General features: G+C 70.8%; 1 protein-coding gene. It reads left to right on the forward strand.

What is annotated here, in order from left to right; translation table 11 throughout:
- Positions 1–452 precede the first annotated feature (452 nt).
- Positions 453–25,373 (forward strand): hypothetical protein, encoded by a 24,921-nt coding sequence (locus ACWD4J_RS35735; protein ID WP_451399672.1) that lies wholly within the window; start codon positions 453–455, stop codon positions 25,371–25,373.
- The last annotated feature ends 126 nt before the right edge of the window (positions 25,374–25,499 follow it).

The raw sequence follows: 25,499 nt of genomic DNA on the forward strand, positions 1-25,499 counted from the left end.
TCTGGACCTGGACGCGCTTCGGTGCCGACGGCACCGAGCGGCTTTCCGGCACGCGGCGCTGGAACTGGATCCGTTCCGGCTACAAGGACGTCCACGTCGATCCGGAGACGGGCCGGGAGGTCGTCGCCCGGCGCAGCGACGACGCGTGGCCGTTCGTCGCGAGGACTGAGGAGCACCCCGGCCTCTCGGCCGACGATCCCGCCGAGCGGCATGTTGCCGAACAGGCCGGCGACAGTTCGGAGCAGGAGCAGGAGCAGGAGCAGGAGCAGGAGCAGGAGCAGGAGCAGGAGCAGGAGCAGGAGCAGGCCGGACAGCCGGATACGGCGGAGGACCTCGAACTCACCGCAGAGCAGCCCGCGAGCGCGCCGGCCGCCGGCGCGCCGCCCGCCAACCGGACGCCCGGTGCTGGACGCGACGGCCGCCGGCGCGCCGCCCGTCGTGGATTCCGCCCGGTGCTGGACGCGATCCCGGAGAATTCCGAGGACCCGTCCATCGAGGAGACGCGGCTCTCCGGTGTCGACCAGGTTCCCGAACTCGTCGGGGCGAAGGTCGAGTTCAGGTATCCGCAGGGCTTCGTCCTGGTGGACCGTGAGGGGGAGCCCCTGCCCGGCGTGGTCGTCACGTCGCGCGAGGAAGGCGGTTTCAAGGTTGCCGGGCTTCGGACGGGCACGCTGCACTTCTCGGCGGCCTGGCAGTTCCAGTTCCGCACGGTGCGGTTGCCGGGCACGGACCGGCTGCTGCGGTTCTATACCCCGGTGGGGGCGGACGGCGGGGTTCGCCCGGCGGGTCCGGACGGCGCGCCCCTGATGGACGTGCCCGGGCTGGAGATCGCCGCCGGCGCCGACCGTGGCCTCACGGTGCGGATGCCCGCGGCGGGCGGGCCCGACGAGGCGGTGCTGGAGTGGCACCTCGACGCCAACGTGGAGGTGTACGCGCTGGAGGTCCCGCTGCGGGGCGACGGGATCGACGGGCTCTCCGGGGTGCGGGTGCGCACCGACTTCCTGCCGGGCGCGGACGGGGTCGCTTGGACGCGCACGCTGAAGGGCCGGTTCGGCGCTCTCCGCAAGTTCCAGCTGGAGGAGCCGGCGTCCTCGTCGGCGGAGCGGCTGGACGGCGGCATCACCATGACGGAGGTGGTTGGCGGACGGGCGCATCACTTCGACGCGCTGGGTGTGCTTCGGGAGGTTACGCAGGCGACGCAGTCGACAATGGCAGCGGAGCCGGGCGCTGGGCAGGAGGTGGTGTCCGAGGTGCCATCCGAGGGGGCGGTTGGCGTCGGGCTGCCGCTCCGCGAGGACCTGCCCCGTGAGACTTCCGGTGACGCGCCGGACACCGAGGGCGTGCACGTGGAGACCTCCGCTCCCGAGGAGCCGCGCACGCAGTCACCGATGGCTGACGCGGCAGTCCCGCTGCTGGAGAGGCGAGGGATCGGCTCCGAGTCCATCTCCGTACAGTCGTACGGGCTCGACGGGGCAGGGGAGACCCTGGACATGGCCCACGTCGAGCAACTGGTCGTGGACTCCAGAGCGGGGCTGGCCGGGACCGGCGTGGATTCAGGTGACTACGTCAGGGCGGTCGAACAGAGGGATGCCGCCTACGACAAGCTGCTCCAGGACGCGGCCGCTGCGGCGCGGAAGTGGCTCGATTCGTCCGGGCAGTCGCAGGGGGCGCACGTCGACGGCTTCACCATCGCCTCGCTGGAGGCGGGCGGCGTCGCCGCGGTGCGTGACGCAACCGGGCTGCGCACCACCTTCGACCTGGTCGACGGCAGGCTCGAGTGGACGTCGCGCGAGTTCCGGCTGGTGGACGCGCCGGCGGAGATGGCCTCGCTGAAGGTCGTCGTCCACCGGGAGTTGGACGAGGACGGGGGGGAGTCGCTGTGGAACGACCTGGCGGGTGAGCCCGGAGCAGGGGCGAACGCGCGGTTCTCTGCCCACGTATCGGAGGAGACGAGCGGGCTCCCGGCAGGATGGCTCGAGATCGTCGACGGCGTGTACGGCCACCGCTACACGGTCGACGCCACCGCTGTGGTGATGGAGCGTCAGGTCAGGATGGGCGGAGGACTGGGCCGTCTCTGGTACGACGCGACGCGCCCGGGCGAAGCCCCCGAGGTGCTGGAGGCGGACGGTACGCCGTCGCAGGACAGGAGCGCGAGTCTCTCGGACGGCGGCCGGGTGAAGCTCGTGCGTTCCGGTGCACCGGCCGGCTCGATCGAGCACCTGGAAGTCGACGGTCTCACCGGCAAGCTGTTGAAGGAGACTGTCGCGATCCGCGGCAAGCGAGGAAAGATCACCGGCATCTGGGAGATCGACCACCAGCGCTCTCGGGCCGTGCGCATGGATGAGGCGGGGCACCCCGTCATGGAGGACGGCTCCTCGAATGCTTCGGCGGTCACAGAGCAGGATGGCGGCCTCAAGCTGCTGGGTGTGCCGGAGGAGGACATCCTCTTCGAACGACCTCCGCTGGGAGACGTCACCGCGGAACGCAGTCTGCCGGTCGGTCCGGGATCGTTCGGCTTCCATGCCGGGTTCCCGGGCGGCGACCGGTTGGTGCGGATCGACGCGCCCCTGGGGGCGTCGGAGGCGTTGCGCCTCGTGGACCAACACAGCGGCGAGCGGATCGACGTGCCGGTGGAGTTCTCGCGGGCGCACGTTCTGACCGTCTCAGTCGACGTGCCCGGCGCGAGGAGCGGCGCGAAGGCGCTGTACCAATTCGGCCTGGACGGCGAGCCGCGCTCGGAGAAGCTGCCGCTGTTGGTCGGCGGGGACGCGGAGGCGCTCGGCGATCTGTGGCTCGTCGTACGGCACACCTCAGGGGGGACGAACTTCACACTGGGCGGCTCTGACGCCGCGCTGGAGCGGTTCAGTATCGGGCCGGTGCCCGAGGACATGGAACGTGACCCGGGGGTCGAGTTCACCGTCACCGACTCCCAAACGGGCATGCGCTACCACTACAGCCGCGGTGCCTGGTTGGTGGCGCAGGACATGCCGCTGCGTCTGGGGGCGGCCGGCGAGCGCGTGCTGGACGGCCGGGAACCGCTGTTCCTGCGGCTCGGTGAGAACGCGGAGGCGAAGCTCGTCGGCTCTCGCGGGCCACTGCCTGGGGACCTACGGCTGAGGACCGAGACGCTGGGCGGCGGCCGGATGGCGGTGATCCGCACGGACCGGTCGGGGCGGGAGGAGGCCCGGCTCACGGTCGACACCGGGAGTCAGCGCGTACTGGAGGAGACCGTCGCAGGTCCGCGCGAGCGCGGCGAACTCCTCGGTTACCGGCTCTGGAAGTTCGACTACCAGTCTGGGACCGCCGTGCGTCTGGGCGACGAGGAAAGGCCCGCGGGCGGTGAACTCGACCACGGCCTGCTGGAGGTCGCCGACGACGGCAGGCTGAGGGTGGTGCAGCCGGGCGGGAGCGGCGGGGCACCCCGGGTCTTGTTCGAGCGGCCCGGTACGGTGGGCGGCTCTGTCGCCTGGCTGCAGTCCGAGCACCTCAGCGCGCAGGCTTCCGACGAGGCGGTCGCGCACGTCCCGGAGAGCCGGGCCGACCGGGAGCGACTGGCCTTCCAGCGGGAGGCCGACCGCTTCGAACGCAGGCTGGGCGCCTATCTGGTGCAGCACCCCGAGGTGCGGCGGCAGGTCGAGAAGTTCGTCAAGCTGGCCTGGGAGCACGCGGATCCCTCAGAACGGTTCAAGTTCGCCACCGAGCGTCGTACATCGGTCGGTGCCGTGGGCCCGGGTGAGGAGAGCGCAGAGGAGGTCATGCACCACGGCAATATCCGTGAGCGCATGGGGTTCCTGATGAACGGCAGCTACAACGGCGTCATCCCGCAGAGCCTGGACATCGACTTCGAGGACATCCGGGGTGGGAAGGAGGCCGAGGAGCGTTGGGAGGACAAGAACCCCACGGTTCCGGATCCAACCCATGCCGCATACAGAGAGACCGTCCCGCTGAGCGAGCAGGAAAACGCCTGGTCGGACGGTGGAAAGTCGTGGAAGAGCGGCGCCCAGAAGCTTGGCATACGCTTCCTGCCGTCTGGCGATGACGGCGAGCTGGTGCCGTTTGATGACAAGGCGTTCGGTGAGGGGCTGCACGCAGAAGCCCAGCGCACCGGAGGACTCGTCGCGTCCGGGATCTCCGGTACAACCCAGATCTTCTTGAAAGAGGCCGATGCGGCCAACCGTGTCTGGGACGCGGGACTGGACCTGCAATGGATTCTGCTTGCCATCGTCGGTGACATGCTTTCGGCCGGTCACCACACGCTGCACGAGATCCTCCGGGGGGCGGACAAGTGGGCGCGTCGGACGGGTCACCGCGCGCTGGGCTTCCGGTACCACGACAACTGGGAGCGCTACCGTCACCTGGCCCCGCTGACGGAGCAGGAGCTGCGCGACCAGATCACGCCGGATGGGCTTTTCCCCGACGAGCTGGTGCGCGGCCAGGGGGTTGCGGCCTATGACCCGGTGGACGACGCGCGTCAGGCCCTCACCGACCACCTGGGTGCGCGGCGGCGGAAGCGTTCGAACCGGGACTTCACGATCACGGCGGTGGACGGCGGCCATGAGGTCGTTCACCGGCCCACGGGCCTGGTCACCCGGTTCAGTGGCGAGCGGCACGAGGTCGTGTACCACGAGGCCATCCCGGGCTTCGGATCCAGGGTGCTGCGCGGGCTGAAGGTGGCCGTTGAGCACCTCCGGCAGGAGGACGGCCGGATCGCCATGCGGTACCGACTCTTCGGCGACGGCGCGGCGGTTGACCGGTTCACGATCCGTGAGACCCCCCGTGACCTGCGGGAGGATCGGCAGGCGGCGTTCAGCGTCCTGGAGAAGGACACCAGCCGGTGGCTGCACTACTTCGCCGACGGCAGGGTGATCGCCAAGGACCAGCCACTCGAGGACGGCCTTGGGTATCTGCGGTTCGACATGTTCCGGCCGGGCGGGGAGCCGAAACTGCTGGACGCGGCGGGCAGGCCGTCGGCGCAGTACCGGGTGGAGGGCCTGGGTGGCGAGAGGGTGGCCCTGGTACCCACCGGGTCCGGCGCCGCTCCGCTGGAGCGGATCGTGGTCGGCGCCGAGACCGGGCGCCGCCTGGAGGAGATGGTCGCCGCGCCGGACAGTCACGGCGAACTCCCTGGCAGCTACTGGAAGTTCGACTACCAGGCGGGAATCGCCCTGCGTGCCGGCGACGATGGCAGGACGGTCGCCTTCGCCGGCGGCTGGTTCGACCACGCCCTGCTGGAGATCGCTGACGACGGCGGCGTGCGGGTGGTGGTCCCGGGGCAGGACGGCGTGGCCCCGCGGACACTGTTCGAGCGGCCCGGCACGCAGCAGCCGCCGGGGCACGCCGCCGCCCCGGCGGTGCGGCTGGTGGAGGAGCCGGTGCACGGCGTTCCGCAGCTTGCCGGGTACCGGCTGCGGCGGACGGCGGGTGCCGAGCAGACGGAGGTGCCTGCGGAGCCGGAGGCCGACCGGTCGGCTCCGGAAGACCTTGCCGTGCTTGACGGCGACGCGGTAGACCTGTTGCCGCCGGTGGTTCTCGGCGCGAACCTGACGCTGCAGCCGCTCTATGCGGATGTGTCGTATGCCGCGAAGGCGGAGGAGTTCGAGGCGCGGCTGGGCTCGTTCGCGGCCGGCCACCCGCGGGCGCTGGCGGCGGCGCGACAGAGCGTCGAGCGTCTGTTCGAAGTACTTTCCCAGGCGCATCCGGACCTGGTCCCGGAGGAGATCGAGCGGGTCCTGCTCCCGGATGACGGTGCGTCATCCCCTCTCCAGGAGTTGCTGGAGCGGGGGAACGTCGGCGAGTTGATGACGGCGTTCGCCAAGGCGGCGTTCCTCGAGGACTCCCCGCTGACGCTGACGGCGCTGGTGCGGGGGCTCGTGGAGTCCGGCGACTGGACCACGGCGGAGCGGCTGGGCCTCGACGAGGGGGCGGTGCGCGATCAGGCGTCGTCCGCGCAGGGTGCTCCGCACGCTGGTGTCTCTGCCACGGCGGCGGAGACCGGAAAGGCGTTCAAGACGCTGAACGCCGCAGGGGCGGACGCGGAGGGCCTGGCGCTGTCCTTGCTGGGGTGGCTGCTGCCGACGCAGGAGCACTCGGTCTATGAGATCCTCTCGGGTCTGCAGACGGCGGATGTGGTGCCGTCGCTGGCGGGCAACCCGCTGGACGACCCGGCTCGGATGTACCGGTCGATTCCCGGTGTGCGGCTTGCGGAACTGCGTGAGCAGGTGCAGAGCATGCTGCCGCACGAGGCCGTGTACTGGTCCAGGATCAACACCGCGCCTGACCTCGACGGTTTCCGCGAGCCCGGCGAGGACACCCTGGACAGGGCCGTCCGGCGTTACGAGGACTTCCAGCGACGCGTCGACCAGCCGCTGAGCAGCGCCGCGGCGAGCAACTCGCCGGTCGACCGCTGGCTGCGGGAGAACGGCATGACGGCGCGGCAGGTGCTGGAGCGGCTGAGCCCGGGCCACTTCGCCGTGCTCATGAGCTACGCCGGTTCGGTGTACCCGCTGATGAACGTGCTGCTCAGGTTCAAGTCCGGCGGCACCCGCATGGCGCTTCGCATCCAGGTCAGACGGCTCATCGACAAGTACCTCGACGTCACGGACTTCAAGCCGCTGCCGGACGAGCTGAGCTCGGACCCGACGGTGGAGGCGCTGACAGCAGCCGCGCCCGTGGGCGACATGACGTCCAGGGAACGGGCGCGGCTCAAGGAGCGGCTCTACGTTGCCGTGGAGCCGCTGCTGCCGGCCATCGAGAAGGAGATGGCGGTCCACTCCGCGATGCTGCTGGACGCTCTTGCGCAGCTGCCGCCCGCCCGGGGCGTTGCATGGCGTGGCACGCGTTCCGTGGGCGATCTCACCTCGGGGATCGGGCGGTTGATCTCTCCCGGATTCGGCGGCTCGAAGCTTTCCTTCAGCGAGTTCTCCAGCTTCAGCTGGGACCAGGGAATGGCGCAGGTGTTCATGGGGCTCCCGGCTCGCCTGCCGATGACCCACCCCGTCCTGGTCCGCGCCGAACTCACCGGGAACTGGGGCCGGGACATCTCCGCCTTCATGTCGGTCCCCGACGAGCGGGAGGTGCTGCTGCTGCCCGGGGCCCAGATGAGGATCACCTCGCGTCGGATCGTCGACGGCAGGAACGAGAGGCACCACCAGGTAACCAAGGTCGACAGGTATGAGCTGATCGAGGCCGTCGAGGAGCGGCCGGAGTTCTCGGACCCGGGCGTGGCGGATCCGGTGGCGGCGCAGGTCCAGGCCGCGCCGCTGAGGAACGCCCTGCAGCGGTTGTCGGGCTCCGGTCCGGTGGTGAAGCGTGGTGATCTCAAGCCGCTGGCGTCGCGGATCGGTGCGGTGAACGGGCTGGAGGTCTGGCGTCTGGCCGGTTTGGCGGGCGAGGTGTACGGGGGGCCGGAGCGGCTGACCGTCGAGCGTCTGGCGACCGTGCGCCGCGCGGCGGACCTGGCGCGCCGGGTCCTGAGGCTCGGTTCCCGCGAGCCGGTGGCCCTCGAGCACCTGGATGCCCTGGTGCGTCGTCTGGACGGTGCCGCGGTGGACATCCCGGTCGAGCAGGGTGAGCGGGTGCGGCTGCTGGATCTGGTCGCGGCTCTGAAGACGCCCGGCCGACGGGTCACGTACACCCGGCTCTCGGCCGCGTGGCCGACGCCCCCCTCGACGGAGGACCTGCCGGCCGCCTCGGAGTTTTCTGCTACTGAGGCGGTGGACGCCAGGCCGTCGGAGGCCGCGTCGTCGGTCTACGAGGACGCATTTGGCAGCTTCACCGTGCTCGATGGCGATGCGGTGGATTTGGTGTCGCCGGTGTCTGTGGGTGGAGACCGGTCGATGCGGGCGCTGTACGCGGATGCGGGGTACTTCTCGAGGGCGCAGGCGTTTGAGGCGCGGTTGGGCTCGTATGTCTTCCATCACCCGCGGGCGCTTGCGGCGGCGCGGGAGAGCGTGGCGCGGTTGTTCGAGGTGCTTGCTCAGGCGCGTCCGGAGCTGGGCCGGGAGCAGATCGAGGGGGTCTTCTTCAAGGACGAGGTGACGTCTGCGGGTCAGGTCGGGGAGCGGGCGCGGTCGTTGGGGCTGGAGGTGTTGCTGGAGCGCGGGAACGTGCGGGAGTTGATGACGGCGTTCTACAACGCGGCGTGGTTCAACGACTCTTCGTTGACGTTGAGGTCGCTGCTGCTGGAGATCGCTGATCGCCGTGATTGGGCTCGGGCGGAGCGGCTGGGCCTGAACGTGGAGGCGCTGCGGGAGCAGGCGGCGTTCCTGCGCGGTGGATTGCGTTCCTGGATCAACGGGGTGTTGGGCGTGGTGGCGCCGGGCAAGGTGAAGGCGTTCGAGAAGGACTTCTTCGCTGTCGGCAATGTGGTGGCGCAGTCGGCGTCGTGGAAGCGGGAGGCGGTCAAGTACGGGAGCGGGGCAAGGCGTTGGCGTGCGGAGGGGGAGCGGCTGGCGTCGGAGGTTGCCAGGACGCCGGGTGACTGGGAGCGTGCGGGCGTTGCGCTGAGTGAGCGGGAGGCTGCGTTCCTGGCCGCGCCGGAGAACCGGGTCGCGTTGCAGGTGCTGGGCTTCCGCACTGAGCAGGTGCCGTTGGAGCGGGTGCGGTTCGACGAGCAGGGTGAGCCGCTGCTGGAGGAGCTGCGCCGGGAGCCCGGGGTGCTGGGCGTGGAGGTGCACTACAGCGCCCCGGAGGGCACCGAGAGTCGGACGGTCACCGGGATCACCCGGATCGTCGAGGAGCCCGCGGTCATCGAGGACCCGCGTGCGGGTGACCTGGCTGCGGGTGAGGAGGGTCCGGAGCTGCCGCTGCCTGTGGTCTCGGGCCAGGCCAACTGGGCGTTGAAGCCGGGTTCGTCGCTGTATCGGGAGATGCACGACAGGCGGGGTATGCCGCTGGTGGCGGGTGTGTCGGCGCATGCGGCGAAGATGGGCAACGCGTTCAAGTTGCTGAACGTGCCGGGCGGGGACGCGGACGGGCTGGCGCTGTCGCTGATCGGGTGGATGCTGCCGGGCGAGGATCACTCGTTGTACGAGATCCTGGCGGGTCTGAAGACTGCGGATGTGGTGCCGTCGCTCATGGCGAACCCGCTGGAGGACGCGGCGCGAATGTACCGGTCGGTTCCGGGGCTGCCGCTTGCCGAGCTGCGTGAGCGGGTCGGCGACGGCGGCATGCTGCCGCACGAGGCCACCTACTGGTCCAAGCTGAACACCCCACACGAGCAGGGCGGATTCCGCGACCCCGGCGCATCGCTTCGGCAGCAGGCCGCAAACCGGCGGCTGGACTTCTGGCGCATCGTCGACCAGCCAGTGGACAGCGACAGCGACAGCGACGTGGAGAGCGAGCTGCCGTCGATCAAGCGCTGGCTCCGGGTCAACGGCATGACGGCGCGGCAGGTGCTGGAGCGGCTGAGCCCCGCCCACTTCACCGCCCTGATGACCTACACGGGTGCGGTGCACCCGCTGATGAACGTGCTGCTCACATTCCAGTCCGGTGCCACCCGCCTGGCGCTGCGCATACAGGTTTGGCGGCTGCTCAGCCGATACGTCGATGACACCGAGGAGGAAATCCTTCCGGCCATCCTGTGGGAGGACCCGGCCATCCGCGCGCTGCTCCGCAGCCACCTCGCGTCGCCGTATGAGACGTCCAGGGAGCGTGCGTGGCTCGTGGAGCGGCTCTACGCTGCCGCGGAGCCGCTGCTGCCGGCCATCGAGAAGGAGATGGCGGTCCACTCCGCGATGCTGCTGGACGCTCTTGCGCAGCTGCCGCCCGCCCGGGGCGTGGCATGGCGTGGCACGCGTTCCGTGGGCGATCTCACCTCGGGGATCGGGCGGTTGATCTCGCCCGGATTCGGCGGCTCCGAGCTCTTGTTCAAGGCGTTCTCCAGCTTCAGCCGGGATGACGAACAGGCAATGTTGTTCATGGAGGGGCTGGCGCGTCTGCCCTTGACCCACCCCGTGCTGGTCCGCACCGAACTGACCGGGAACTGGGGCCGCGACATCTCTGCCTTCGCGCATGATCCCGGCGAGGAGGAGGTGCTGCTGCTGCCCGGGGCCCGTATGAAGATCACCTCCCGTCTGATCGAAGAGGGCGAGGATGGAAGGTACGAGCTGATCGAGGCCACGGAGGAGCTGCCGGACTTCCCCGCTGCGGACGCCGGGAACCCGGCTGAGGCGCGGATCCGCGCCGCCGCGCTTCGTAACGCCCTCCAGCGGCTTTCTGGCTCCCGCCCGGTGGTGAAGCGTGCTGATCTGAGGCCGCTCGCCAGACGGGTGGGTGCGACCGGCGGGCTGCACGTCTGGCAGTTGGCCGGTGTGGCAAGTGAGGTGTACGAAGGCCCGGAGCAGCTGACAGTTGAGCGTCTGGCGACGGTGCGCCGGACCGTGGACCTGGCGCGCCGGGTCCTGAAGCTCGGTTCCGGCTCTCCGGTCGCCGTCGGCAACCTCGACGCTCTGGTGCGTCGCCTGGATGGCGCGGCGGCGGACGCCCCGGTCGAGCAGGATGAGCGGGTGCGGCTGCTGGATCTGGTCGCGGCTCTGAAGACGCCCGGCCGGCGGGTCACGTACACCCAGCTCGTGGCCGCGTGGCCGACGACAGCCCCGGCCCCCCACCCCGCTGCCACGGAGCCTTCGCGGGCGCCCGGTGAGGTCTCGGCCCCGCTGGCCTCCCTCGACGACTCGTCTCCGCACGGCCTCTCGCAGGCGCCACCCCGACAGGGTTCCGTCGACGGGCAGGTCCAGCGCACAGAGCCGTCCGATTCGGCAACACCGAGCCAGGACCGGCCTTCCGACGGCGAGCGCGTGCTGCACGGGTCATCTGGGCCGGACGCCCAGGACCCGGCGGCGTGGGTGCTGGAGGAGCCGGTGTACGGCGTTCCGCAGCTTGCCGGGTACCGGCTGCGGCGGACGGATGTTCCGGTGACGGAGACGTTCCCGGCCTCCTCGCGGCTGGAGTTGGTGGATGCCGCGGGTGAGGTGGTGCCGGATCGGACGGTGCTGCCGCGTGAGGGTGGCGGGTTCGTCGTCGTCCAGGGAGCCGAGGGCAGCCTGTACTTGGATTCCCGTGTCCGGTTCGAGTTCCGTGAGTTGGGGCTGCCTGGCGTCGACCATGTCGTGCGGTTGTGGGAGTCGGTGGGTATCGGCGGTCCGCTGGAGTTGCTGGACCGCGAGGGGCTGCCTGTCGAGGGTGGGCGGCTTGCCCGCTTCCCGGCCGGTCTGACTGTCGCGGTCCCGGTGGAGGTCGCGTTCGAGGGTGCCGTGGCGGAGTGGCGTTTCGACGCGCGGGGTGTGCTCGTCCGCCAGGTGTTGCCGCAGGTCGGTGAGTCGTCGGGGAGCGCGGTGTCGGGACGCGGGAAGGCGCCGATGGTCGAGGCCGAGGTGCCGTCGGCTGACGTGCAGGCGCAGGCGCATGCCGAGCAGGAGGCGTCTGCCGGCCGGCAGGCGGTCCAGGAGGAGTCGGGCCAGGCGGAGGTGCGGGAGGAGCCTGGCCAGGACGAGGTGTCGTCGTCCGGTGGAAGGCAGCGGGCGCGGTGGCGGCCGGGGTTGGAGACGGTTCCGGAGCGGAGCCCTGGGACGCGGTTGCCTGTTCCTGAGTTCCGGGTGCGGCTGCTGTCGGCCGCGGCGGCCGCTCATTACGAGACAATGGGGATGCCCGCTCTCCCGAAGGTCGTGGACAGAGACGGGAAGCTGCTGCCGGGTTGGGTGGTGGCGCAGCGGGCGGGCGGCGGTTACACCGTTGCCGATGCCGCCGGGGACGTGCGGTGGCAGTTCGGCGAGGACGGGGCGCCGCTGGCGCTGGATGTGCGACTGGCGGGGACAGAGGTTTTCCTGCGGTTCGCCGCCGGCGAGGACGGTCCGGTGCCGTCCCTGGTGAGGGCGGACGGGGGCGCGGCGTCGGGCCGGTACCAGGTGCTGGAGGTCCGCGACGAGGAGGGTGCGCTGACCGGGGTGTCGGTCGGTGCCCCTGGGGATGAGCTGGGCTGGCACTTCGACGGGAACGGCAAGCCCCGGGACGTCGAGGTGCCGCTGTCGGGCCGGGGGCTGCCCGGCCACCTGGCGGGTGCGCGGATACGCAAGCGGCGGGTTCCGGTTTCGAAGAGTGCGCCCAGGGAGTGGGTTGCCGAGCTGGTCAGCGACGATCCGTGGGCGGTGGCGTCCCACGACCTTGAGTGGGGATCGGCCGGATGGCAGGGTGAGCGGTTCGTCCTGACCGACCGTGTGACCGGGGACGTGCTGCGGTTCCGTGCGGACGGAACGTTGGTGTCGGTGCGCCGGGGCGGTGAGGCGCCCTGGCAGGCGTGGCTGCGCCGCATGGGCGACGTCCTGTTTCCGGCGAGTACGCCGCGACTGGACCCTGCTGAGCAGAACTCGGCGGGCACGGTGGGTGCCGAGTACGACCCGGAGTTGGCCCGCATCTTTGAGGAGACGCTGCCGAAGGCGTCGCGGGTGGCCGAACCCCCGGCCCCTGCGCGGCATCCGGCTCTCATCCCGCTGATTTCCCGGGATGCGACGGACTTCCTGATTCGTTTGGGGATGGATCCCTTCGCGGAACAGAAGCCGTCGGCGGAGGAGGCCTGGGCGCTGCCGGGAGAGTCGCCGGCTGAGCTGCGGGCCGCGGTGCATGAGTGGTTGTGGACGGACGCACGGCGGGCGTTGGAGGCGGCCGGGGCCGACGCTGCCGAGACGGGGCGTTCCGTGGACGGGTTCACGGTGCAGCCCCCGGAGGCGGACAGACGTGGGGTGGTGCACGAGGCCACCGGTCTGCGGACGGTATTCGGGCCGACGGGCGCGATCGTCTCGCACGAGGTCTACCTGCATGAGGTACCCGCGGAGCTGAAGGGACAGCGGGTCGAGGTCACCCACGGCTCCGACGGCAGGTTTCTGACGTTCCTGTGGGCGGATGGGACGCCGACGCAGATCGAGGAGCGCTTCCACATCGCCTCGAGGGACGGCGAGTTCGAAGCGGGCGATGATCCCCGCTGGCAATTCGGCATCGACGATCTCCACACCCGTGACCAGTTCTTCCTCAGTGCCGACGGCACGCTCACGAAGGCCGTGTTGCGGCCGCGGCGCGACTCGTCCGCGTCGCAGCCGGACGAGCGGGCGGAGTCGATCGAGGAATCCTCTTCCGAGGCGGCGGCGGGTTCGGACGCCGATCGGCAGGTGCCCGAGACGGCTGCTTCCGATCTTCCGGCGGAGGCCTCAGCCGGGGAGGCCGCCGCGGACGCGGTGACCCGCGAGGCCCGGGACCTCGAAGCTACCGACAGCGTGCATGTGCCCGAGCAAACGGAAGCGGCCTCAGCGCAGGCGCAGCCTGAACCGCAGAGCGACGACCGCACGGCGGAGGCGTCCTCCGCGCCCTCGACCGCCGCGACGCTCGACGCCACGACGCCCGCCAAGACCTCCGCGCAGGCGCAGCCGCCGCACGCCGAACGCCCCTGGTACATGGGCCAGGACGGCGTGGACGCGCACGGCGAGGTGAACGTCGCCGCCGTCGAGTCGGCCACCGGCCAGGCCACTGACCGGCGCGGGGTGAAGCGTCCGGCCGATGACGTGGGCCCCGAGGACGAGCAGCCTTCCAAGGGCATCGTCGTCAACGACGCCGACGACGCCGCGGCCGACATGGTCGTGACGGAGGAGCCGCTCCACGGCGCCCCGCAGTTCGCCGGGTACCGGCTGCGGCGGACGGACATTCCGGCCACCGAGACGTCCGCGGCGGCCACGCACCTGGAGCTGGTGGACGCCCAGAGCCGACCGGTGCCCGGCTGGACCGTGGCGCCGCGTGCGGGCGGCGGCTCTGCCGCCCGCGGAGCCGTGGACCATCTGTACTTCGGCTCCGGCGGCCTGTTCGAGTTCCGCGACCTGGTGCTGCCAGGTACCCATCACATGGTGCGGCTCGAGAATCCGACCGGCATCGACGGCTCGTTGAGGCTGCTGGACGATGAAGGCCTCCAGGCGGAGGGCGGGCGGCTGGCCCGCTACCCGGACGGTCTCGCCGTCAGCGTTCCAGTGGCGGGTGCCCAGGACGGCGCTGTGGCGCACTGGCGCTTCGACAGGCGCGGCGTGCTCACCCGCCGGCTGGTTCCGCTCACCGGTCACGATGCTGTCGCCGGACTGCAGGTGGTCGTGGAGCACACCCCGTCCGGGCCGGTGCCGGGGCTGGAGGGGTCCTCCGGCCGGACAGGCGCGCTGACGTTGGGTCGGCTCGAGTACGGCGGCTTCACACTGACCGACGCCGGGCGCGGCTTCACGCTCCGCTTCGACAGCGCCGGCCGGTACACGGGTACGGAGGGTGCGCTGACGGACCGTCTGAAGGCGCCGATGGTCGAGCAGCAGGTGGCAGAGCTTCCGCCGACCGGCGAGTTCCGTCCGCCGCTGGACGCGCCCGCGCGGGAGGCCCTGCCTGAGGAGACGCCACAGGAGGACGACTGGTCCGCGTCGTCGCTTGAGCAGGTATTCGAGGACACCTTGCGGGAGGCCAGGGAGTTCCAGGCCGCCACGCAGCCGGCGCCGCCGGCGGAGCCGCGGACCGTGGACCGGACCGCCGTCGAGGCCCTGGCCGAGTTCCGCCATCTCCTGCACACCCTCGACGACGCATCCGTTCCCGCGCCGGGCGTGACGCAGGTCGAGCGAGTGATCGAGCGGGCCCGGAACAGCACGCGCGTGCTGGGGCAGGACCTGAACGCGCTGCACGAGGACGTTCGGACGCTCCGTGCCCGTGCCCTGACGGGCCTGGTGGACGGCGCGCGCCGGGTCCTGCGGTCCTACCGGGAGGCGCTGGAGTCCGGTGTCGCCGCACCGATGCAGGACGCCTTCACCGTCACCGAGGGCTGGGGTGGACGCCACGTGGTCGTCCACGACCTCATCGGGCTCCGGATGGAGTTCGACGCCGGGGACAACCTGGTGTCCAGGGAGGTCTTCCTGCACGACGTTCCCGGCCGGCTGCTCAGACTGCCGAAGGTCGTGCTGGCCGATGCGGTGACGGCCGACGGGACGACGCAGCGGACCTTCGGGTTCGCCGAAGCCGACGAGCGCGCCGGCCACTTCGTCGTCGGCCCGGCCGACGACGCGTCGGACGAACCGCTGGAGGCCGCCGGCTTCGTGGTCACGGCCACTCGCACCGGCCACCGTTTCCACATCGGTGCCGAGGGCACGCTGATCCGCACCGAGACGCCCCGTCCCCGGTCGGCGTCGCAGACCGCCGCCGCAGGCACCGACCGGCCGCCGCTGTCCGCGCTCTTCGCGGAGACCGACCTGGAGGACGTGCTCGGCCGGGGTCCGTTCCCGCTGGACCCCGTCGGCATGGTGCAGCAGGCACGGGTCGACCGGCCGAAGGTGACCGGTGAGCTCGACGGCGCCGAGGTGCGTGCTGCCATCACCCGGATGCTCGGAGATGACTCCGCTGACCGGACCACCCCCGCTCTGGTCGAGAACGCCTTCTCGGACGAGAACCTCAAGGCGAACTTCCACCGCACCCTCGACGGCGGGTACACCGCCGATTTCAGTCCCCGGACGAATGGCGGACCGCAGGTGACGGTCGAGGCGGTGGGCCTCGGTACTCCGCACGGGCTGACTTCCGGGACCACCGAGTTCGGGTTCGGGCGGAACCATGCGGCGGCGGACCACAGCGCGTCGGTCGCACGTAAGCCGGTGTTCCTCGAACCGCGAGCGGCCCGGATACCCCTGCCGTTCCTTCAGATCGCCGGGAAGATCGCCGGGATGATCAACGTCCGGGACACGAGTCTGGCTGCGAGCGCCAAGCGCGGCGTGAAGACGGAGGTCGTTGAGACCGGGGTGCCGGTCACCACCGCCGGGCACACGGTGACCTACCGGGTCTCGGTTCAGACGCCTGGCCGCTGGCCGTGGAGCAAGCGGAAGACCAGGGTGGACACCGTCCATGTTCCGGTGACGCTGGCCTGGCGCCGCCCCGAGGCGGCCGCGGCGCCGCAGCCGAGTGACGCCGTGCGGGAGCCCCAGCAGCGTTCCGAGGAGATCGTGCACGCCGAGATGAACCTCACAGGTCGCGGCACTGACGTGTTGCGCGCCGTCGAGGAGGCGCTGGGCAGGCGACTGAAGGTGAACGATCCCGCTGCCAGGGAATTCCGTGAATGGCTGAACGGAATGTCCGAAAAGGCGCCGGAACTGTTCGGCGGCCAGGTCGTGCGCAAGTCCTTCTCCTTCGCGGACAAGGGGGGGATGACGTGGCCGTGGGGCAGGACCCAGGTCGCCGTGGCCATCGCCAAGGACGTCGTCGTCGAGGATCTTCCGGCAGCTGAAGGGAACATCACCCGTACTCACGGGATCAGCGGGGAGAGCACGTCCGGACAGGCACTCATCCGGCGTTGGGGCGCAGGCGTCGTCGCAGGGGTGGGTGGTACCACCCACCTGACCGGTGTTCTCGGCCCCGCCGTATTCGGCTACGGAATGACCAAGACCGGCAGCGACACGACCGAGCAGTTCGAGCACACGTCGGTGGAGACCTACACCGGTCCGATCGGCAAGCGCCGGGTCGGGTTCAGCTACGTGGTGCGGGTGGGTTCGGGCCCGAAGAGCGTGCTGGTGAAGGTGGACGGCGGCACCGCGACATTGTGGACGCGCGAGCGTAACGCGACGACGGCGGCCGTGCAGGATCCCGCGGTGCAGGAACCTGCGGTGCAGGAACCTGCGGTGCAGGAACAGGAACCCGCGGTGCAGGAACCTGTTGCCGCCGAGCCGGCCGGGGTGAGCCGGTTCGATGTGCCGGATCGACTGGATGCGGACTACCGGATCTCGGATGAGACGGTGGAGGACATCGTCGGCCGGGTGCTGCACCGGTTGGAGGCCGAGGGGCTGCTGGTCGCCGAACGTCTGCCGAAGGTGGCGGTGGAGTTCCGCGTGTTCCTGCGGGACCAAGTGCGGGAGTTGGCGCACGGCGCGGACGGTGTGCGGTTCCCGTTGAGCGCGTGGGTCAGCGGGGCCCCGGACGTGTTCATCCGCGGGGTCATGAAGGCCGCGGACGCGCGCTATCTCGGCGAGGCCGCGGGGGAGACGCTCGGCGGCTCGATCGGCGCGAGCCACGCGCAGAACGTCGCGGTCACCAAGCGCAAGGACACCTCCCTGGGCGTGGCAGGTGCCGGCTTCCTGGTCAACCAGGCGGAGGACGTCGAGTACGGCGGCACCCAGATCGCCTACAAGTCCAACCGGGTCGGTACCGGCAAGGTGCGGCATCGGACGGGATCCGAACTGTCGCTGGGCGGTGTGGGGAAGGTCCACCGTTTCGACTACCCGGTGGACTTCGAGGTCCGGGTGGGCGGTCGTTGGTCGGTGCCGGGGGAGGTCGCGCGGTGGCGTGACGCGGAGGGTTCCGCCGGCTACACGGCCTCGTCGGTTCCCGGCCGGGTCGAGGTGGCGGTGCCGCAGCGTTCTGCGGTGGTGCTGGCCGGGCCCTCGGAGCGGGGCGGCGCATCGTCCACTGCGGAGTGGCAGGAGGGCTCGGCGCCGCAGCCGGATGAGCGGGCGGGGCATCTGCCGGCGGGCTTCGCGTTGGAGTCGTTGAAGCCGGTGCCCAAGCTGCAGAGCACGGTGACGGGAATGCTGGCGATGCCCGGGGGGACGCGTTGGCGGGAGTGGTACCGGCGGCCGTTGATCGGTGCCGCGCCGGTGGCGTTCGACCAGCACCAGGGCAAGAACTGGCTGGAGCGGAAGCACGACGCGTTGAACGAGCGCAACGCGGCGCTGGACGTGCTGGAGCTCTTCACCAGTCCCGACGCGAGGGCGGCGAGGTTCCAGCGGACCGCGGTCTATCAGGACACGGTGCGGCTGAAGAGCCACAACCGGCCTGGTCTGGCCGGCACCCGTGAGCTGTTCGCGCGGCTGGATCTGTCGGCTCGGCTCGGTGATGCGCAGGTCCTCGCGCGCGATGAGGAGCACCGGTTCGGCAGTGCCCGGTTCGGAGAGGTCGAGCAGGAGACGGGCACGCAGCAGGGGTGGGGCGTCAAGGCCAAGTTCGGCGCGGGAATTCTGATACCGGACACCAACCTCGAAACCTCATTCGGGCCGGAACTCGACATCGGCGTGCTGTATTCGCAGACGCATGGAGCGTCGATCGCGGATACGGCGAAGGACGTCTCCGCCGAGGGGTGGGTGGAGCGCGGCTACCTGATCAGCTTTGGCGCGACGTATGAGGTGCACACTGCTACGGGCCGGAAGTGGCAGGACATTTCCACGCTGGTCCATGAGGGGCCGGCGGAGAAGCGGTCGAAGTGGGTGCGGGTACCCGACGCGGTCAAGGTGTGGGTGCCGGCGAGTGAGATCCACCGGATCGGCGCGCTGACCGAGGCCGACGTCGCGAAGCTGGAAGAGGCCGATGCCGAGCGTTACCGCGCGGCGGCGGTGGACTCCGAGCCGGATGCGCGCGTGGAGGAGTCGCAGACGCCGGTCGGGGAGTCGTCGGCGGCAGCGGAGCCCCCGCCGGTGGTCGAGGTGCCGCGTTCGCTGCCGTTGGCAGTGCGGCCGCCGGTGAACGTGGGGCGCGGCAGCGGTCGGGTGGAGCTGTACCGGCTGGAGTCGGCGGGTGAGCTGGTGCAGCAGATCGCGCGGCGGCTGGATCAGTGGTCGTTGGAGAACGGCCGGGTGAGCCGGAGTTGGCTGGACCTCGCGTACCAGGTGCTGGGCAGGCCGGCGCAGCCGCAGGAGCCGGCGCGGGTGGCGAAGTTCGATCGGATCCATGACCGGTTGGTGCACGATGTGCTGGGTCCGGTGCTGACCTCCTCCGGATTCGGTGCCGCGCTTGAGGAGATGCTGAACGGCGGGCGGCCGATCTTCCTTGAGGGGGACACTCCGTTCGGCAAGGTCGAGCAGTTGGTGATGCTGAAGGCCAGACTGGGTCGGGGCGACTACCACCGCACGGTTACCGGCCACACCTTGCAGGCCGGCCTGAAGTCGACCCGGCGTAAGGCCGAGACGGAACGGTCCGGCTGGGACACCGATTACGCGCTCATGGCCGTCGCCTATCCCAGTGCGTCGCACCGTCCGGCCTCCTGGCTGTCGGCCGGTCCCGGGGGTGTGCAGAGCTGGACGACGAAGTGGGAGCTGTCCCGGGAGCACGAGGAGTCGGTCACCAGCATCGGATCCCAGGAGAGTGTTCAGTTCCTGCATGACCTGGTGGTGACGATGGACGTGTATCCGTATGCGCGGCCGGGTCACTACAGCCAGCATCTGCCGGAATGGCTGCCGAAGTTGGGTGGGCGCCGGTTCGGTGGGAAGTGGAGTGAGGAGTTCCCGCTGGCGGGTGCGGTGCGGTCGACGGTGCCGGTGGAGGAGGTACTGCCGGCCGAGGACGAAGCCGGACCGTCGGTCGAGCAGGCCGGGCGTGTCGATGGCTCGTTGGTGGAGTGGCAGCAGGGCGCCGGGCTGCCTGTGGGGCTGCCGGCGAAGGCGCTGGTGCGTCCGTTCGACGCGCCTGGATTGCAACAGTTGTTGGACGAGCTGGCGAACCCCGGGGCCGAGTCGACGCGGCCGGTACTGCGGCCTCGGGCGGGCTTCCAACTGCAGGCGCAGACGGGTCCGGTTGTGCTGCGTGCGATGCTGCGGGAGGCGATGTCGCCGCAGGGGTACTCGATCGAGGTCGCGGGGGACGCGCTGGCCAAGGTGACGATCGGGGTCGACTTCGTGGCGCGGGAGCTGGTCCGGGTGATCCAGGGCGGCTCCCTGACTCGGACCTCGGCGGACACGTCGCACACGGAGCTGGGCTCGGACATCGCAGGCGGGGCCGGCCCTCTGTGGTTCGCTGATTTCCGGGAGCCGGCAGCTCACATCCACGACCACACTGCGGCGAACCGGCCGTACGTGCTGGCCGAAGACTCCTACAGCCACTGGACGGCGTGGGGCGGCGAGAAGTCTGTCGCCTTTGGCACCGAGAAGCAGGCTCAGCAAGCCGAGGCGCAGGGCGCTGCCGTTCCCCGGTACTTGGTCAGGTTGACCCCGCAGTGGACGGTCAAGGCGACCTACCGGCAGAAGAAGCTCCTGTTCGGCCTGCGCGGGAAGCCGATCCCCGAGGAGTGGCAGGCGCCGATCACGACCGGACCGGACGAACCGATCCTGCTGGAGGTCGACCGCGAGGGACTCGCCGATCTGGATCTGTCCGCCCCGGGCGACGAGATCGGCCAAGGGCCCTGGAGCGGTCAGGACGGTCCCAGCGGGGGGCGGCCTCCGGGGCAGCAGGGGCTCTCCATCATCCTGGAAGAGCTGGAGGAGCCGGCAGAGAGGTCAGGCGATGATCGGACTGACTCGGACAGCGCCGAGCCGCCGGTCCACGACGATGTGGCGATGGTCCTCGCCCGTATCCAGGAGGACGCGGTGCCGCCCCTGTCCGCGTCGGCCGCCACGGAAGACGCCACCGCGGAGAGCCGCCCGTCGGACGCCCCCGAGGGCGTGCTGCCGTTCGACGAGCAGGTCCGGGCAGTGTCCGCCGACTCCGCCACGAGCGACCTCGCCGAGCAGTGGCCGCTGCCGACCGATCCCGGCGCACTCGCCCGGCAGGCGCGGGTGGACCGGCCGAAGGTCCTGAACCACATCGACGGCGCGGAGGTGCGTGACGCGATCGTCCGGCTGCTCGGCGCCGCCGCTGCCGACCGCACCATCCGCGAGCTGGTCGAGAACGCCTTCTCGGACGGGAACCTCGAGGCGAACTTCCACCGTGCGCTCGACGGCGGGTACGTGGCCGACCTCAGCCCCGGGGTGAACGGCGGACCGCAGATCGTCCTGGAGGCCGTGGGACTGGGAAGCCCGCACGGACTGAGCTCGGGAAGCACGGAGTTCGGGTTCGGCCGGACCCACCAGCCGGCCGGCCAGGGCGTGTCGAGCGGACGTGCCCGGGCGCTGATCGAGCCGCGTCTGATACGGGTGCCCATTCCGTTCTTCCTCTTCTTCGGGAGGATCGCCGGGCTGGTCAACCAACGGAGTTCGGCGCTCTCCTCGGCCGTCGAGCGCGGTGGGGAGACGACCGTCGTCGAGGCGAACGTGCCGAGCACGGCCGCCGGGCACACGGCGCTGTACCGGCTCTCCATCCGCGTGCGCGGCCGCTGGCCCTGGAGCGGGGCGGTGACCCGGGTCGACTACGTCCCCGTGGATGTCGCGCTGGCCTGGCCCCGGCACGATCTCGCCGAGGGGACCAGCGCGGACGCCGGTGCCGTGGCACCGGCGCGGCAGCCCGAGGCGATCGAGCACGCCGTGCTCGCCGGCCTCGGCGAGGTCGACAAGGCCGTGCAGAGCGCGCTGGGCAGCGACTTCAAGCTGAACGACCCGGCGGCGAGGGAGTTCCGCGCCTGGCTGAACCAACTGGCCGACAAGGCGCCGGAACTCTTCAGCGGTCAGGTCGTGCGGAAGTCCTTCCCCTTCGCGGGCCGGTGGGGGAGGACCCCGGTCGCGGTGGCGATCGCCGACCCGGCCGTGCGGGACCTCCCGGACGCGGAGGGGAGCATCGCCCACACCCGTACCGTCGGCGCGGAGAGCACGTCCGAGCAGGGCTATGTACGTCGCTCGGGCGGCGGCGTCATCGTGGGTGTCGGCGGCACCGAGGCCCTGACCGCCAACATCGGTGTGGTCCACATGGACTACCGCCTCACCAAGACCGGCAGCGGCACGACGGAACGGCGCGAGCACGTCTCGGCGGAGACGTACGCCGGTCCGGTCGCCAAGCGCCGGGTCGAGTTCACCTATGTGGTGAGGGTGGGTTCGGGCCCGAAGAGCGCGGTGCAGCGGGTGGACGGCGGTGCGGCGACGCTGTGGACCCGGAAGCCCGACGAATCGCCTGCGCCGGTGGTGCCCGTGGCGGAGCCGGCCGGGGTGAGCCGGTTCGACGTCCCCGACCGGGTGGACGCCGCGTACCGGATCTCGGATGAGACGGTGGAGGACATCGCGGGCCGGGTGCTGCACCGGTTGGAGGCCGAGGGGCTGCTGGCCGCCGAGCGTCTGCCGAAGGTGGCGGTGGAGTTCCGCGCGTTCCTGCGGGAGCACGCGCGGGAGTTGGCGCACGGCGCGGACGGTGTGAGGTTCCCGTTGAGCGCGTGGGTCAGCGGGGCACCGGATGTTTTCATCCGCGGGGTCATGAAGGCCGCGGACGCGCGCTATCTCGGCGAGGGCGTGGGGGTGACCCTCGACGGCTCGATCGGTGCGAGCCACACGCAGAACGTCGCGGTCACCAAGCGCAAGGACAGGTCCACCGGCATCGCCACTGCCGGCTACATCGGCGATGAGGACATCGAGTTCGGCACCTTCCAGATCACCTACAAGAAGAACCGGGCCGCCACGGACATGGCCGGGCAGAAGGTGGGCTTCGAGCAGTCGCTGGGTGGCGGCGAGCGCATCCACCGTTTCGACTACCCGGTCGATTTCCAGGTGCTGGTGGGTGGCCGCTGGTCGGTGCCGGGCGAGGTGGCGCGGTGGCGTGAGGCGGACGGTTCCGAGGGCTATTCGGCGTCGGTGGTTCCCGGCCGGGTCGAGGTGGTGGTGCCCGAGCGCGGCGCGGTGGTGCTGGCGGAGCCGTCGGACTCGGCAGGCGAATCGTCGGCGGTGGTGTGGCAGGAGGGTCCGGCGCCGGAGCCGGATGAGCGGCCGCGGTATCTGCCGGCCGGCTTCGCGTTGGAGGCGTTGAAGCCGGTGCCCAAGCTGCAGAGCACGGTGGCGGAGATGCTGGCGGCCCCCGGCGGGACAGGCTGGCGGGAGCTGTACCGGCGGCCGCTGCTGGGTGCCGCTCCGGTGGCGTTCGACAGGCACCAGGGCCGGAACTGGTTCGAGCGGGTTCCGGACGAGCTGAACGAGCGCAACGCGTCGTTGGACGTCCTGGAGAGCTTCACCAGCCCCGAGGCCCGGATGGCCGGGTTCGAGCAGACGGTGGGATTCAAGGACACCGTGCGCCTGAAGAGCCACAACCGGGCCGGTCTGGCCGGCACCCGTGAGCTGTTCGCGCGGCTGGACCTGTCGGCTCGTCTCACCGGTGTCCGGGTGCTGGCGCGCGACGACGCGCACCGGTTCGGTGGTACGCGGTTCGGCGAGACCGAGCGGGGGGCGGACGCGCAGCGGGGGTGGGGCGTCAGGGCCAAGCTCGGCGGCGGGATCATGGCAGTGATCCGTCATGTCCTCGGCTACTTCGGGCCGGACTTGGACACCGCGGCGATGTACTCACAGGTGCAGGGCGTGTCGGCGGCTGACGCGGCGAAGGACATCTCCGCCGAGGAATGGGTCGAGCGCGGCTACCTGGTGAGCTTCGACGCCACGTACGAGGTGCACACCGCCACCGGCCGGGCGTGGCAGGACATCTCCACCCTGCTCCACCGGGGGACGGCGAAGGAGCGGTCGAAGTGGGTGCCGGTGCCCGACGCCGTGAAGGTGTGGGTGCCGGCGAGTGAGATCCACCGGATCGACGCGCTGACCGAGGCCGATGTCGAGAAGCTGGAGGATGCTGACGTCAGCCGCTACCTGGCCGGGCAGGCCGATGCCGCCTTGGAGACCGAGCAGGAGCTGGGCGCGTCCGAGCCGGAGCTGGCGATCGTGGAGGTGCCGCGCTCGTTGCCGCTGGCGGTACGGCCGCCGGTGAACGTGGGCCGGGGCAGCGGCCGGGTGGAGCTGTACCGGCTTGAGGCGGGCGTCGAGCTGGTGCAGCAGATCGCGCGGCGGCTGGACGAGTGGTCGGTGGCGAACGGCCGGATGGCGCGGAGCTGGATGGACATCGCCTATCAGGTCCTGGGCAGGCCCGCGGAGCCTCAGGCGGATGCGCCACCGGCGCGGGTGGCGAAGTTCGACCGGATCAACGACCGGTTGATCCACGATGTGCTGGGTCCGATGCTCAGTACGTCCGGCTTCGGAGCGGTCATCGAGGAGATGCTGAACGGCGGGCGGCCCATCTTCCTTGAGGGTGACACTCCGTTCGGCAAGGTGGAGCAGTTGGTGGTGCTTCGGGCCCGGCTGGGCCAGGGCGGCTACCACGGGGTGATCACCGGGCACACGTCGAGCTCCGGCCTGGAGTCGACACGGCGCACGGGCAAGACGAAGCGCACCGGTTGGGAGTACGAAGTGATTCCCACGGCGTTCTGGTATCCCGCGGTGACGGGGAAGCCGGCCCCGATCTTCCTGTTCGGGCCCCTCTCCGGAGTGCACGCCCGGACCAAGGAGTGGGAGTTCACGCAGGAGTTCGAGCAGTCGGTCACCAGCATCGGATCCCAGGAGAGTGTTCAGTTCCTGCATGACCTGGTGGTGACGATGGACGTGTATCCGTATGCGCGGCCGGGTCACTACAGCCAGCATCTGCCGGAATGGCTGCCGAAGTTGGGTGGGCGCCGGTTCGGTGGGAAGTGGAGTGAGGAGTTCCCGCTGGCGGGTGCGGTGCGGTCGACGGTGCCGGTGGAGGAGGTGCTGCCGGCCGAGGACGAAGCCGGACCGTCGACCACGGTCCCGGTCCGGGGCTCGCTGCTGGAGTGGCAGCGCGGTGCGGGCGTACCGGTGGGACTGCCGGAGAAGGCCTTGGTGCGTCCGTTCGACGCACCCGGATTGCACGCGGCGTTGGACGACGTGGCGCACCCCGGGGCTGAGGACGGGCGGCCGGCGCTGCGTCCGCGTGCGGGGTTCCAGTTGCAGGCGCAGACCGGTTCGGCACTGCTGCGTTCGAAGCTGCGGGAGGCGATGGCGCCGCAGGGCTACACCGTCGAGGTCGCCGGGGACGCGCTGTCCCACGTGACGGTCACGGTCGACTTCGTGGCGCGGGAGCTGGTGCGGGCCATCGAGGGCGGCTCCCTGACCCGGGCCTCGGCGGAGAAGTCGCACGCCGAAATGGCCTCGGAGCACGTGAACGAAGCCGGTCCGTACTGGTACACGGATCTGCGTGCGCCCGACGTCCAGGCGGGACACCAAACCGCCGCCTACCGCCCGTTCGGGATGGTCGCCGACGTGGCCGCCAACTGGCTGGAACGGGAGCGCAAGGAGGACGTTTCCTTCGCCACCGAGCGGCATGCGCCGCATTCCGGGCCGGAGGCTGCCGGCGGCCGGCGGTACCTGGTCCGGTTGACACCGCAGTGGACGGTAACGCCCGCTTATCGGGAGAAGAAACTCTTTTTTGGACGGCGTCAGGAGGTTCCCGCCGAGTGGCAGGCGCCGATCACGAGCGGCCCGGACGAGCCGATCCTGGTGGAGGTCGACGAGCAGGGACTGGCTCAACTGGGCCTGCGCGGCCCCGGCGGCGACCCCGGCCAGGAGCCCGGGAACGGTCCCGGTGGCCCCGGTGGTGGCGGGACTCCGTTTCCGCCCGTACTCCCGACCATCCCGGAAGAGTCGGTACCGGTCGAGGACGTCCACCAGGCAGGCGTGAACGCGTTCCTGGCCCGGATCGCGCAGGGGCCTGGGCGGTGAGCCGTCCGCGAGGGCTCAGCGGCTACCGCAGGGGGAGCCTGAGCATAGGGCGATGTCAGCCGGCCTGGGCGTGAGCCATCGCCGGGTACGTGCACCGTTCGACCAACTCGCTCAAGCACATGGGTC

This window comes from Streptomyces sp. NPDC002577, assembly GCF_053594815.1.